The 13,331-nt window shown below is 42.2% G+C and carries 13 protein-coding genes and 1 pseudogene; 6 read left to right on the forward strand and 8 right to left on the reverse strand.

The window, feature by feature from the left end:
• A pseudogene (locus tag V7L12_RS13680) lies at positions 1-245 on the reverse strand (photosystem II q(b) protein); the annotation flags it as partial.
• A gap of 739 nt (positions 246-984) precedes the next feature.
• Here V7L12_RS13680 and V7L12_RS13685 point away from each other — a divergent pair.
• Positions 985-1,356 (forward strand): DUF2237 family protein, encoded by a 372-nt coding sequence (locus tag V7L12_RS13685; RefSeq protein WP_334824163.1) that lies wholly within the window; start codon positions 985-987, stop codon positions 1,354-1,356.
• 145 nt (positions 1,357-1,501) lie between these two features.
• On the opposite strand, the gene V7L12_RS13690 is transcribed toward V7L12_RS13685, so the two are convergent.
• From V7L12_RS13690 to V7L12_RS13715, 6 genes are all read right to left on the reverse strand, one after another.
• Positions 1,502-3,742: a hybrid sensor histidine kinase/response regulator gene (locus tag V7L12_RS13690; RefSeq protein ID WP_335084784.1), complete on the reverse strand. Its 2,241-nt coding sequence runs from the start codon at positions 3,740-3,742 to the stop codon at positions 1,502-1,504.
• A gap of 4 nt (positions 3,743-3,746) precedes the next feature.
• Positions 3,747-4,319, reverse strand: a complete 573-nt coding sequence (locus V7L12_RS13695; protein ID WP_335084786.1) for a chemotaxis protein CheB — start codon at positions 4,317-4,319, stop codon at positions 3,747-3,749.
• 64 nt (positions 4,320-4,383) lie between these two features.
• A complete protein-coding gene (locus tag V7L12_RS13700; RefSeq protein ID WP_335084788.1) occupies positions 4,384-5,247 on the reverse strand; it encodes a metal ABC transporter permease in 864 nt (287 codons plus the stop codon).
• Between the two features lie 24 nt (positions 5,248-5,271).
• Positions 5,272-6,051 (reverse strand): metal ABC transporter ATP-binding protein, encoded by a 780-nt coding sequence (locus tag V7L12_RS13705; protein WP_335084790.1) that lies wholly within the window; start codon positions 6,049-6,051, stop codon positions 5,272-5,274.
• 149 nt (positions 6,052-6,200) lie between these two features.
• Positions 6,201-7,202, reverse strand: coding sequence for a metal ABC transporter substrate-binding protein (locus tag V7L12_RS13710; RefSeq protein WP_335084792.1), 1,002 nt, complete (start codon positions 7,200-7,202; stop codon positions 6,201-6,203).
• 681 nt (positions 7,203-7,883) lie between these two features.
• The gene (locus V7L12_RS13715; protein ID WP_335084794.1) at positions 7,884-8,024 is read right to left on the reverse strand and encodes a hypothetical protein; all 141 of its coding nucleotides are present in this window, start codon (positions 8,022-8,024) and stop codon (positions 7,884-7,886) included.
• Here V7L12_RS13715 and V7L12_RS13720 point away from each other — a divergent pair.
• The 5 genes from V7L12_RS13720 (at position 8,006) to V7L12_RS13740 (ending at position 12,457) form a co-directional block, all read left to right on the forward strand.
• Positions 8,006-8,506, forward strand: a complete 501-nt coding sequence (locus tag V7L12_RS13720; RefSeq protein WP_335084796.1) for a DUF2231 domain-containing protein — start codon at positions 8,006-8,008, stop codon at positions 8,504-8,506. The two genes, V7L12_RS13715 and V7L12_RS13720, sit on opposite strands and share 19 nt — an antisense overlap.
• Positions 8,503-9,120, forward strand: a complete 618-nt coding sequence (locus V7L12_RS13725) for a DUF2231 domain-containing protein (RefSeq protein WP_335084820.1) — start codon at positions 8,503-8,505, stop codon at positions 9,118-9,120. Before V7L12_RS13720 ends, V7L12_RS13725 begins: the two co-directional genes overlap by 4 nt.
• A gap of 39 nt (positions 9,121-9,159) precedes the next feature.
• Complete coding sequence (locus V7L12_RS13730; protein ID WP_335084822.1) at positions 9,160-10,086, forward strand: cytochrome c oxidase subunit II; 927 nt, start codon at positions 9,160-9,162, stop codon at positions 10,084-10,086.
• A gap of 13 nt (positions 10,087-10,099) precedes the next feature.
• Positions 10,100-11,761: a cytochrome c oxidase subunit I gene (gene ctaD, locus V7L12_RS13735; RefSeq protein ID WP_335084798.1), complete on the forward strand. Its 1,662-nt coding sequence runs from the start codon at positions 10,100-10,102 to the stop codon at positions 11,759-11,761.
• 93 nt (positions 11,762-11,854) lie between these two features.
• Positions 11,855-12,457, forward strand: a complete 603-nt coding sequence (locus V7L12_RS13740) for a cytochrome c oxidase subunit 3 (protein WP_335084800.1) — start codon at positions 11,855-11,857, stop codon at positions 12,455-12,457.
• 114 nt (positions 12,458-12,571) lie between these two features.
• Here the strand turns inward: V7L12_RS13740 and V7L12_RS13745 are convergent, their stop codons facing one another.
• Positions 12,572-13,168, reverse strand: a complete 597-nt coding sequence (locus V7L12_RS13745) for a hypothetical protein (RefSeq protein ID WP_335084802.1) — start codon at positions 13,166-13,168, stop codon at positions 12,572-12,574.
• Positions 13,169-13,331 lie beyond the last annotated feature (163 nt).

The following is a 13,331-nucleotide window of genomic DNA, read 5'->3' on the forward strand; positions in this document are numbered from 1 at the left end:
ACTGCACCAGAGATGATGTTGTTTCCGTAAATCAAGGAACCTGCAACAGGTTCACGGATACCATCGATGTCTACTGGGGGAGCAGCGATGAAGGCAATTACGAAGCAAGCGGTAGCCGCTAGCAAGGTTGGAATCATTACTACACCGAACCAACCGATGTAGATCCGGTTGTTGGTGCTGGTGATCCATTCGCAAAATCTATCCCATACGTTGGCGCTTTCGCGACGTTGTAAGGTTGTTGTCATGGTTTTATGATTGCGGTTATTTATGAATCAGGCGGTAAAGTCTTTGCCTGTGAAACTACTTTATACTGCTTTACAATTTTTAATCAAGTTTTATTACTACAGTAAACCTGATGTACGTTATTAGGTTTGCTTATTTAAAAGCAAACAACGAGACAAGAATACGCCAAAGTGATATCACATATTTGGTTAGCTCTTTAGAATCGGTGTCTGATTTATGTCTACGATTACTCAACGGGAGTAACACTCTGTTCGCACAGCCTTTCGTAGAAAAGGGAACAAGAAATTCTGATGGTCAAAAGCCACTTCGATTTGTAAAGACTGGCTCCTGTATTACACCAAATTAATTATTTGCTTATTTATCTGGGAATAATAGCTTTGTATATTACCGCTATTCTAAAAAAATTAACCCTCAGCTTACTACTGAGGGCTTTTTTTGGTTTGGCAAAATGGCATATCTGTAAATTAGAGGGTTGCTATGGTATTGAAGTAGGATACATTCCATGCGAAAGTACTGACTTGCATTACCCCTGGTAGTTAGCCAGGGGTTTTTATTTAAACTGAGAGCGATCGCTCTTAAATATTCTGCTGAGAAATTTATTTTTAGCGATTTTGAGATAAGTAATTTTAAAATTCCCTGCATTTGGGAATTAATTAAAGATAACGATTTTAATTCAACCAGGGAATTGACAATAAATATAAACTTATATCAAGTGGAAAAATCAAGTACAACGAATTAACGATGACAGACGCTAAAAATGTAATCGATGGAAACCTAGAGGTTTGCTGTACTTCTCCCGTGACTGGGTTTTACCGCGACGGTTTTTGTCGTACAGGTGGTCAAGATTTCGGGTCGCATGTCGTATGTGCCCAAGTGACATCAGAATTCCTGGAGTTCACCAAATCGCAGGGGAACGATCTCAGCACAGCTGCTCCTGATTTTAATTTTCCTGGATTGAAGCCTGGCGATCGCTGGTGTTTGTGTGCTTCTCGCTGGCAAGAAGCTCTAGAAGCTGGTGTTGCTCCACCCGTAATACTTTCAGCAACCCATGCTAGAGCTTTGGAAGTGGTTTCTCTAGACGAACTCAAAAAACATGCCCTAACTTCGTCTTAATTGGGATTGGGCGATTGGGCATTGGGCATAAGAGGCAGAGGTGTGGGGGAACAGAGGGGAAAACTACTGTAACTTCTCCTCTGCTCTCCTGCTCCTCTGCTCCCCTGCCCCCCTGCTTTCCCCACTCCCCACTCCCCACTCCAAATCAACTGACTGGAACTTCAATAGGCAGTTCTAATACATTGACAACCGCAGAAATCAACTTATTGGGGTCAATTGGCTTAGATAAATGCTGCTGAAACCCTGCTCTTAGCGCTTCCAAGCGGTCTTCCTCTCGCGTGTATGCTGTTAAAGCGATCGCGGGGATGCGTCCGCCTTTTTCTGGTTCTAAAGATCGCAGTTTCCTAATTAATGTATAACCATCTTGCTCTGACATACCGATGTCGCTAATCAGGATATCTGGTTTTGCTTGTTCAAGTACTACTAGGGCTTCATCAACTGATCCTACCGCAGTAGCAAAAGCCCCATACTCCTCAAACATAAAACTGAGAAAGTTACGGGTATCTGTTTCATCATCTACAACTAAAACTCTTAATCCAGCAAGGGGCGTAGATGCTACAGAGGAGGAAATTTTTCCTGTTGCTTCTCTATTTCTCCTATTGTCTTGTAAGAGTGGTAGTCTTACAGTAAAGGTTGCTCCTTGCCCAGTGCCTAAACTTTGGGCAAAAATTGTCCCCTTGTGTAGTTCTACTAGATGACGGACGATCGCTAATCCTAGTCCTAATCCATTGTGCGATCGCGTCGTGGTGCTGTCTGCTTGCCGAAAACGCTCAAATACTTTGGGTAAAAACTCGGAACTGATACCAATGCCTGTATCGATAACTTTAATTTGGGCGTACTGAGATTTTGAATTTTGAGATTTTGCGGAAAGTTTAAGACTCGGCTCCCGACCATCAGAATTTTCCAAGACAGATTTTAGATTATTGCTTTCTTCAGTGTTTGAAGAGTCTAAATTTTCACTATGAGATTCAAATCTAAAATCGTTCGACTCGGTTGTACTGAGCCTTGTGGAAGTAGCGCTCACACCGTTCGCGTAGCGTTCCGCAGGAAAGTCTGAAATCGGCAATCCAAAATGCTTTGACAGCCTGACTTCTACCCTACCACCTTTAGGGGTAAACTTTATTGCATTAGTTAGTAGGTTCCAGACAATTTGCTGTAAACGGGCTGGATCGCCATAGACTGACCCGATCGAAGTATCCAGCACAGTATTTAATTGAATATCTTTTGGCTCTGCTAGGGGACGCACTGCCTCTAAAGCTGCCTCCATCACCGAGATTAGATTCACTGCCGATACGTTTAACCGCAACTGACCACGGATAATCCGCGATACGTCCAAGATATCCTCAATTAGTTGCATTTGAGATATGGCGTTGCGTTCGATCGCCTCCAAAGCGCGGGAAGTGGCTTTTTCGTCAAGTTTCTTGGTGCGGAGGATTTTTGACCAGCCGAGCATTGAGGTTAGAGGCGTGCGGAGTTCGTGGGAGAGAACAGCTAGAAACTCATCTTTCATCCGATTCGCAGCTTCTGCTTCCTGTCTTGCCGTTTGTTCGCGAATCACTTGAGCGCGGACTTCTTCTGCTTGCTTGCGTTCGGTAATATCTTCAAGAGTGCCTACATAACCCAACAAGTCTCCTTGACTAGAAAGCATCGGTGATGAGCGAACTTGAACCCAACGAATGTTACCGTGAGCAGCTTGAAAGCGAAATTCTTCTGAGTATTCCCGACCTTCACAAATGTAAGCAGACCAACTAGCGATCGCTCGTTCTTTGTCTTCTGGATGAACAGATTCCAGCCATCTCTTTTCTAAACTCTCTGACGCTTTCAAGCCACAAATTGCCTGATAGCGGGGATTAGTATATTTACAGTCACCTTCGGTATCAGTTTCAAAAATGCCAACGGGTGAGCAGGTACTTAGCGATCGGAATCGTTCTTCACTTTGCCTGAGTTCGGTATTTACAGCTACCAGTTGCGCTGTTTGTTGCTTGATAGCTTCTGTTTTCTTAAATAGTTCTACAAATACTGTGACTTTAGAAGTCAAGATATTGGGGTCTAGTGGTTTGAGCAGATAATCAACAGCACCCAAAGCATAGCCTTTAAACAGCATTTGGTCGCTGGTACTAAAGGCGGTGAGAAAGATAATTGGAGTATGGCGCGATCGCCCCCGATTGCGAATTAAAGTAGCAGTTTCAAAGCCATCCATCCCTGGCATTTGCACATCCAGCAAAATCACCGCAAAGTCTTGATGCAGCAGACACCTCAAAGCTTCTTCCCCAGAAGTAGCTTTTACAAGATTTTCCCCTAGTTTTTCTAGGATTGCCTCTAGTGCCAGCAAATTTTCTAGTTTATCATCTACTAGGAGGATGTTGACTTTGGGTTCCATCTGCATCGGTTTATTTCTGTGATAATTGACAAAGCTTGACCATTTGGGAAGCAATGTTTGAGAGTGTCAAAATCCAGTCTACTTCAACAGCAGAAATTGCTGCCTCTGGCATAATGTCGCTTTCAGCTGTGGCAGGTTCTTGTACAATGGTAATTCCTCCCCGCGCTTTTATTTTCTTAAGACCTTGCATGCCATCTTGGTTTGCTCCTGTCAATATTACACCAATAACTTCCTCTGTGTAGACATCGGCTGCCGACTCAAACAGCACATCAATAGATGGTCTAGCATAAGAAACAGGCTGATCAGTCGAAAGAGCAAAGTGACCTGGTTCAACCAGTAAATGATAATCTGCTGGGGCTATGTAGATATGTCCCGGTAGTATTTCGTCCTTGTCCTCCACTTCTCGAATTTTCAACAAACTGGATTCTTGTAATAAATCCTGGAGTGTGTTGCTAGACTCTTTATGACGGTGTTGCACGATCGCGATCGGTACAGGGAAATCTGCTGGTAAATTACCCAGGACAATTTTCAATGCTGATAATCCGCCTAAAGAAGTACCAATTACCACAATTTTAAACGACACTTATTTCGCCCTCACACCTGGAGAATGTGGGTTAAGTAACTAGCAGAGGCTCTTTCATACTGAATCAGTCAGTGTTTTCTTGCTTCTTTGCTTTCACCAGTAACCCATGTTTAGGTGCAAAAATCATTGCTATGACAAACAACAAGGTTTGCAACACCACGATGCAACCCCCTGTTGCACCATCGATATGATAGCTGATGTAAGTCCCCATAACACTAGAAAATACGCCCGATGCCATTGCAATTAGTATCATGTGGTCGAAACGGTCTGTTAATAAATAAGCCGTTGCTCCCGGAGTAACTAACATCGCTACAACCAGAATAATTCCTACTGTCTGGAGTCCGGCGACAGCAGTTAGCGATAGTAATGATAGTAAGATATAGTGTAGCACTCCTGTATTCAAGCCGATGGAACGTGCATGAGTGGGGTCAAAACAAAATAATAGTAGGTCTTTGCGTAAAATAGCTATTGTTACTAAAGTAATTACGCTAATAATCACTGTTTGGATAATGTCTTCATTAGAAATACCCAAAACATTCCCAAACAAAATGTGCGTCAAGTCTACGCTGCTTGGAGTTTTGGAAACTAGTACCAAACCCAAAGCGAAAAATCCTGTAAATACAAGTCCGATGACAGTATCTTCCTTAATTCTCGTCTTCGCTTTGATATAACCGATTGCAATAACTGAACCCACTCCAAAGACAAAAGCGCCTACAGCAAAAGGGATATTTAAAACATAAGCTATTACTACCCCAGGCATTACCGCATGGGAAACAGCATCTCCCATTAATGCCCAACCTTTGAGGGTCATAAAACAAGATAAAACAGAACAGACCACCCCAACCAAGGCACTTACACAAATTGCCTTTACCATGAATTCATGCTGTAGGGGTGTGGTTAACCAATCTAGGAATGCGAGAGTATTCATATTTTTAATAATATTAATTAGTAATTAATCAGATTCACTTTTCTTTCCACGGATAATCTGACTTTTGCTGAAAGAGAAATCTCCAAGAGAACCACCAAAAGTCCGAGAGAGATTCTCTTCTGTGAAGACTTCAGATGTATTTCCATAAGCTAAAATAGTACGGTTAATGAGTACTACTTGGTCGCAGAAAGTAGTGATAGAAGCTAAGTCATGGGTAGAAATCAAAATTGTATGACCTTCTTCTCGCAATTCCAGCAATAAGTCAATCATCGCTTTTTCTGTTTTGATATCTACCCCGGTGAAAGGTTCATCTAATAGCAAAACTGTTCCCTGTTGTGCTAAAGCACGGGCGAGAAAGGCACGTTTTTTCTGTCCACCAGAGAGTTCTCCTATTTGGCGATCGCGCATTGACCACATTTGTACTCTCTCCAAACTCTCTTTCACAACACTTCGATCTTTCGCCGACGGAATTCGCAGTATATTCATGTATCCATAGCGCCCCATCATCACTACATCATGGACACTTACTGGGAAATTCCAGTCCACTTCTTCTGATTGTGGTACATAAGCGACCAAGCTTTTTTTCTGTACAGTTTTTATCGGTAAGCCATTAATCAAAACCCGTCCTGTAACTGGCTTCAAAAAACCCATAATCGCTTTAAATAGGGTTGATTTACCACTACCATTCATCCCCACTAAACCACTAATTGAACCTGCTTGAATTCGCAAAAAAGCACCATGTAAAGCAACTTTGCCGTGGTAAGCAACTGTCAGATTTTCGACATCAATACTAATAGATTTCACTAAAATTCACCTCTAAGATTAATCATTAGTTTGTAGTGAGTGACTCCAGCATTTTTGCGAACACGTAATGTTTTCCAGATAACAAAACAGAACTAAAGTCCTTACTACAGGCTAATTTTAAATAATTAAATTTATTCTTACATACTTGCTCACTTTTCCTCTAATCCCTGAGTTAGAGTAGTAATATTAAGTTCTAGCAACTTGAGATAAGTTGGTGCTGGCCCGTTTGCTGGAGACAGGGAATCAACATAAAACACTCCACCAAACCTTGCACCTGATTCTCTAGCTACCTGACGTTGCGCTCCATCGTTTACTGTACTTTCACAGAAAACTACAGGTATTTTATTTTTTTTAACTATATCAATGACTTTTTCTAGCTGTTTGGGAGTAGCTTGCTGTTCAGAGTTGACTGCCCAGAGATAAGCTTCTTTCAAGCCATAATCGCGGGTGACGTATGAGAACGCGCCTTCACAGCTTACCATGTAGCGCTTGTCTGCTGGAACTACCGACACACTTTTTCGTAGTTTCTCATCAACTTCTTTAATTTTTTGGCTGTATACTTTGGCATTGGTATTATAAGTCTCTGCATTCACTGAGTCTAAATTAACTAATGCCTTGCGAATATTATCTACGTAGATCAAGGCATTTTGTGGTGACATCCAAGCATGGGGATTAGGTTTGCCTTTGTAGGCATCCTCCGTAATTTCTACAGGTTTAATTCCCTCACTTAGAGTAACATGAGGTACATTAGGGACGCTATTATACAATTTCTGTGCCCAACGCTCTAAATTAAGACCATTATTCAAAATTAGGTCTGCTTTTTGCGCCTTCACCAAATCGCTAGGAGTTGGTTCGTAACCATGAATTTCCGCCCCTGGTTTGGTGAGAGATTCAACAATCACCTTGTCTCCCGCCACGTTTTGCGCCATATCTGCAATGACTGTAAAGGTGGTAAGAACTACTTTTTTACCTTTTTTATCTAGATTGGTGGTGGTAGTTGTGGCTGAGTTTGGACTTAACTGTGGTTGAGAATTGGAGGCTGACGGGCTACACCCAGCCAAACATAGCCCCAATAGCAGCCCGGACGCTACAACCAATTTTTGTCCGTACTGCGGTAGTTGCATCTGAAACTTATTGATATTAAATTTCATTAGAGCAATTTCATAATCTTCTCACTTTTGTCTCACTTTAGCAGAAGTAAGACAAGAGTGAAAGAATTATGAAAATAATATTAGAGAAAAAAAAGCGAACCTGTTGCAATAAACTGTATTTCTGGGTTCTGACTTAACCTGGATTTGCCTTGATTCCTTCCTTTTCTCATTTTACGGTAGTTTTTAAGTGGTTCAAATATTTTTGTTGTTTGCATCACAAACCAATATTTTATTATTGTGAAATACCTTACAGACAAATCTTATATTTGGAGTTTTTTGTATTTTAAATAATGCAAAAATAAATACATTCTAAAAATATTTTTTTGTTAGATAACTAACTTTTAAAAGTTTAATATTTATTGTTTTGACAATTCATAAAAATTTACTTAAGCTAAAAGATAGATTAAGCAAATCAACAAATGACAGCGATTTTATTTAGCTACACCAAGAATTGCTGTTACAGACTATTGGCATAAGGAAATGAATCAAAACCAAAATTATTCTATGTAGGCAATTTAACCAGATTTGGCTATAAAAAGCTAAGACATGATTAAGCGTATTGAACCGCGCAGATATTGAACAGAATCCGGTCAATTATGGATGGATACTTGTGGTGATGTTAGTGAGTGTCCATCAATTATTGAAGTTTGACTAGCGATTTTAGATTTTTGGTTAGGTCTTCTAGTTTATATCTCGTCTGGGACGGAATAAATCTAAAAGACGCTTGCTAAGACTGCGCGATCGCCAATCCAAAATCCAAAATTTATTGAGCAAAGTGCGGTAGATATGTCCAGGAGAAGACGATGATTGAGTATTTGACATCCTTGAACGACCACAATTTGCCCTATCCAGATACGGTTCATCCCATCGTTGTCCACTTCGTAATTGCAATGGTGTTGTTTTCCTTTTTCTGCGATGTAATTGGCTATTTTACTGGTAAATCCGGTCTTTTTGAGGTGAGTTGGTGGAATATGTTGGTTGCCACGATCGCCATCTTCGTCGCGATTATTTTTGGTCAGTTTGAAGCGGGATTAGCACAGCCTTACAGCCTAGCGAAATCGGTGCTGAATTTACATACGCTAATTGGTTGGTCGCTTTCAGGAATTATCACAGCGATTACAGCTTGGCGCTATGTAATTCGTGCCCGTAATCCGCAAAAAGTATCGATTTATTATTTGGGAGCCGGACTAGTTTTAAGTCTGATAGTTGGCTTGCAGGTATATCTCGGAGATGAGCTTGTTTGGGTATATGGATTGCATACCGTGCCAGTTGTGGAAGCAGTAAAGGATGGTTTGTTGCGATGAACTCAGAATTGATTGACCAATTGAGCGGCTCTCTAGGCGCAAACGGATTACCTTACACAATTCCCATTCATCCCAACTTAGTCCATCTGACAATAGGTTTGTTCATCATTGGCATGACCTTTGATATCGTTGGTGTTCTGTTCCCGTTTGAAAAATGGGTTTTCAAATTTTTGGCAATTACCGTGGAACGTGACAACTTATTTGATGTTGGCTGGTACAACATTTTAGCTTGTAGCATTATTACATTTTTCACTGTAGGGGCAGGCTTTTACGAAATGCTATTGGCAACACCACCAGCTGATATGAAGAGTGCTTGGGGATTGCAGGCAATGGAAACTATGCTCTGGCATGGTATGGGTGGTGTGTTCTTATTAGCGTTGATTGTTGGCATGACCATCTGGAGAGGATGGCAACGCTTCGTTTGGGGCAAACAACCATATAAACAGACAGATAGAGAAGTGCAATGGATCTACCTGTTTGCAGGCATAGCAATCATGTTCATTATGTACATCCACGGCACACTAGGAGCGCAACTAGCCACCGAATTTGGCGTACACAATACAGCAGATAGTTTGCTGCGATTAGGTCAAGACCTGAACACAACACTCAAATAAGTCATTTACCCCATGCCCAATGCCCAATAACTAATGACCATGAAAATCCAGAAGATTTTAAATATTTTGACGCTGCTTACAGGCGCGATCGCAGTGACTTCTATGAGTCTCTGGATTGGCAAGCAGGCTTACTCCTGGCTTCCTCCCCAAGCAGCAGCCGAATCCCTACTAATTGATGATTTGATTAGCTTCTTAGTAACCCTCGGTGCCTTCATCTTCTTGGGAGTAACAAGTACTCTGATGTATTCTGTAATCTTCCATCGGGCAGTCAAAGATGACTTCACTGACGGCCCCCCGATTGAAGGAAATATCACCCTAGAAGTTGTCTGGACAGCAATCCCAATTCTATTGGTATTTTGGATTGCAGGCTACAGCTACCAAGTTTATGAACAAATGGGAATTCAAGGCCCATCAGAATTAGTTCATTTGCATAATCCATTAGGAATGCAATCGGCTCATGCAGATCCAAAAGATGCCCCAGCTAACGCCTTAGCAGAATCGGTAGAAAAAATCGACGTACTAGCTAAACAGTGGGCGTGGGTTTTTCACTATCCCGAAAGAGATGTTACTAGTACCGAATTGCATTTACCGAGCGATCGCCGGATACGTTTAGCGCTAAAATCACAAGACGTTCTCCACGGCTTCTATATTCCTGCGTTCCGCCTCAAGCAGGATATTATTCCCAACCATGCGATCGACTTTGAATTTACTCCCATCCGCCCCGGCAAATACCGATTGACCGATTCCCAATATAGCGGTACATACTTTGCGACGATGCAGGCGAATGTAGTCGTCGAATCCCCTGAAGATTATCAGCAGTGGCTGGCACAAGCTGCAACCCAAAAGCCATCCCTAGCAAATAATCAGGCAGCTTCTGAGTATACTCAAACATCCAATCAATCAGTCCAAACTGGTTGGGTCACAGTTCCACCTGCTGCACCTCCTCTAGTCAATTCACCTGGTTGAAAGGAAAGTAACCATGACTAATGTTCCTATTGAAGGTATCCTTCTCCCGAATGAGAAGCCTAACCACGAATCTCCGAGTAACTGGAAAGAATACTTCAGCTTTAGTACTGACCATAAAGTTATTGGTATCCAGTATCTCGTTACCTCCTTCTTCTTCTTTCTCGTCGGCGGTATCTTTGCGATGGTGATGCGGGGAGAACTGATGACACCCGAATCAGATTTAGTCGATCGCACTGTCTACAACGGTATGTTCACTATGCACGGCACTGTGATGCTGTTTTTGTGGACATTTCCCTCGTTGGTTGGTTTTGCCAACTATCTAGTACCCCTGATGATTGGGGCGCGAGATATGGCATTTCCCCGCCTCAACGCTGTTGCCTTTTGGATGGTACCAGTAGTTGGGATTTTGATGATGGGTAGCTTCTTCGTCCCTGGTGGCCCAGCCCAAGCTGGCTGGTGGTCTTACCCGCCAGTTAGTCTCCAGAATCCCACAGGCAACTTAATTAATGGTCAAGTTCTCTGGCTCTTAGCGGTGGCAATATCCGGCGTATCTTCAATTATGGGGGCAGTGAACTTTGTCACCACAATTGTCAAGATGCGGGCCCCAGGAATGGGCTTCTTCAGAATGCCCTTGTTTGTCTGGGGAGTGTTTAGCGCCCAGATTATCCAACTATTCGGATTACCTGCACTGACAGCCGGCGCGGTGATGCTCCTACTCGACCTCACGGTTGGCACCGCCTTTTTCGACCCCGCCAAGGGTGGGAATCCAGTTATGTTCCAGCATTACTTCTGGTTCTATTCCCACCCCGCCGTTTACGTGATTATTTTGCCCGTCTTTGCGATTTTCTCAGAAATCTTCCCAGTTTATTCACGTAAACCTCTATTTGGTTACAAAGTAGTTGCTATTTCATCCATCTTGATTGCAGGAGTGAGCGGCATTGTTTGGGTACACCACATGTACGTCAGTGGTACATCAGGATGGATGCGGTTGATTTTCATGCTGACAACGATGTTTGTATCTGTCCCCACGGGAATTAAAGTATTTGCCTGGGTAGCAACTATTTGGGGCGGTAAACTGCGGCTAAATACCCCCATGCTGTTTGCCTTGGGCGGATTAATCATGTTTGTCTTCGCAGGCATCACAGGCATCATGCTTTCCTCCGTGCCGGTTGATGTCCACGTTAACAATACCTACTTTGTGGTGGGACACTTCCACTACGTTCTCTACGGCACCGTGACGATGGGCTTATTTGCTGCCATCTATCATTGGTTCCCCAAAATGACCGGGCGGATGTACTCCGAAAGCTGGGGTAAAATCCACTTCTGGTTAGCCTTCATCGGCACCAACCTCAACTTTTTGCCCATGCACCCATTAGGATTGCAAGGAATGTTACGCCGAGTTGCTTCCTACGCCCCAGAGTATCAATTCTGGAATATCATCGCTAGCCTCGGCGGATTTCTCTTGGGAATGTCCACCTTGCCCTTCATTTTCAACATGGTGATTTCTTGGATGCAAGGCGAGAAAGCACCCGCTAACCCTTGGCGGGCAATTGGACTAGAGTGGTTAGTTTCTTCACCCCCCCCAGTAGAAAACTTTGAAGAAACTCCCATCATCATCTCCGAACCCTACGGCTACGGCAAATCAGAACCCTTAACATCCAACCTCCCAGAATAACGCCAAACATCGGGAAGACGCAAAAACCCTCCGCGTACCTCTGCGCTTCCCTCCGCGTTCCTTTGCGTTTCAAATTCCCCCTCAAAAACCAAAATGGACAGCTATATCAATTCCCACGAATTGCCCCATACAAGCGCAGAACACAGCCATGACGAAGAAGGCAACAAAATGTTTGGCTTCATTGTCTTCCTCCTGTCAGAAAGCGTCATTTTCTTGAGTTTTTTCGCTGGATATGCCATCTACAAAACAACAACACCTAACTGGCTACCAGTTGGTGTTTCTGGACTAGAAATAAAAGAACCAGCAATCAACACAGTAATTCTTGTTGCTAGTAGCTTTGTAATTTACTTAGCAGAACGCGCCCTTCAACGCCATGACTTAGTGAAATTTCGCCTATTTCTCTTGGCAACAATGGCAATGGGAACTTACTTTTTAGTTGGCCAAGCGATTGAATGGAACGGTCTCACCTTTGGTTTCACCTCCGGCGTATTTGGTAGTACATTCTATCTGCTTACAGGCTTCCACGGTTTGCACGTTTTTACAGGTATCCTGTTGCAGTTAATAATTTTGGTACGTTCTTTCCTACCTGGCAACTACGATACAGGTCACTTCGGCGTCAATGCAACTTCATTGTTTTGGCACTTTGTCGATGTTATCTGGATTATTTTGTTTGTCCTTATCTATGTTTGGCAGTAAAGATTGATGGGAAGGAAAACCCAGATAATTTCTCTGGGTTGGTGTATGGGGCATTGTTAATTACTTTTATGCCCCATACACCATTCACTGTAATAACTATATTTGGGTCTTAGTTCAACCTTTCAAATTAACCTTCTCCTCAAACTTTGACCCATTTTGATGAGATAAAAATTTTTCACTACTGTGATAACTTCTTCGCCATTGTTCGAGCTTATCTATAGATATTGATTTAGATGTCACATTCACACCATTTCCTCGCCAAGCAACTTCTGCATCTGTTGTGAAAACCCCGCACTCTAATTGATCTAGCCTCATATTCCAATATTCGCTAAATCGACCTTTTAAAGTAATAACTTGCTCAAATACCTTGTTTCTATGCTTATTTCTTCTTTTTCGTTCCGTTGCTCCTGTTGCTTCTGTATCAATAAACTTAGTTTCAATTAAAAACAGACTACCTTTAAAGGTTAGGAAGACAAAATCACACTTCCCTAAATCTGTGTAATCTGAAATTGGAGACTTTTCAAATAACAGCAATTCAGCGCACGAGGGAAACAATTCTTTAATATTCAGAAATAAATAAGCTTGCAATAGAAGTTCCTTATCATAAGGAAATAATATCACTCCTTCAAAAAATTTTTGAATGTCCTCGTGAGTTTGGGGTTGAATTTTTTTACAGTATGAAACAAATCTATGTAGCTCGTTGACGATCATCAAGTTCTAACTCCTTCCCCCGGTCGCAGCCTTAAGGGTATTAGCATCAAAAGATACCACTTACTCAAGGAAATTATCATCCGCATAAGTAACTAAAAAAACGATTAACATCCTGGATACTTAAGGCAATTTACTGTTGACAGTTCAATAAAACTAATTTTTA

It is taken from the genome of Nostoc sp., assembly GCF_036918245.1.
Classification (GTDB): domain Bacteria; phylum Cyanobacteriota; class Cyanobacteriia; order Cyanobacteriales; family Nostocaceae; genus Nostoc.

Bases quoted from the DNA above. Each gene is read 5' to 3' on its own strand.
- V7L12_RS13685 (WP_334824163.1), top strand. From the start codon at position 985: ATGACAGACGCTAAAAATGTAATCGATGGAAACCTAGAGGTTTGCTGT.
- V7L12_RS13690 (WP_335084784.1), bottom strand. From the start codon at position 3,742: ATGCAGATGGAACCCAAAGTCAACATCCTCCTAGTAGATGATAAACTA.
- V7L12_RS13700 (WP_335084788.1), bottom strand. From the start codon at position 5,247: ATGAATACTCTCGCATTCCTAGATTGGTTAACCACACCCCTACAGCAT.
- V7L12_RS13710 (WP_335084792.1), bottom strand. From the start codon at position 7,202: ATGAAATTTAATATCAATAAGTTTCAGATGCAACTACCGCAGTACGGA.
- V7L12_RS13720 (WP_335084796.1), top strand. From the start codon at position 8,006: ATGATTGAGTATTTGACATCCTTGAACGACCACAATTTGCCCTATCCA.
- V7L12_RS13715 (WP_335084794.1), bottom strand. From the start codon at position 8,024: ATGTCAAATACTCAATCATCGTCTTCTCCTGGACATATCTACCGCACT.
- V7L12_RS13725 (WP_335084820.1), top strand. From the start codon at position 8,503: ATGAACTCAGAATTGATTGACCAATTGAGCGGCTCTCTAGGCGCAAAC.
- V7L12_RS13730 (WP_335084822.1), top strand. From the start codon at position 9,160: ATGAAAATCCAGAAGATTTTAAATATTTTGACGCTGCTTACAGGCGCG.
- ctaD (WP_335084798.1), top strand. From the start codon at position 10,100: ATGACTAATGTTCCTATTGAAGGTATCCTTCTCCCGAATGAGAAGCCT.
- V7L12_RS13740 (WP_335084800.1), top strand. From the start codon at position 11,855: ATGGACAGCTATATCAATTCCCACGAATTGCCCCATACAAGCGCAGAA.
- V7L12_RS13745 (WP_335084802.1), bottom strand. From the start codon at position 13,168: ATGATCGTCAACGAGCTACATAGATTTGTTTCATACTGTAAAAAAATT.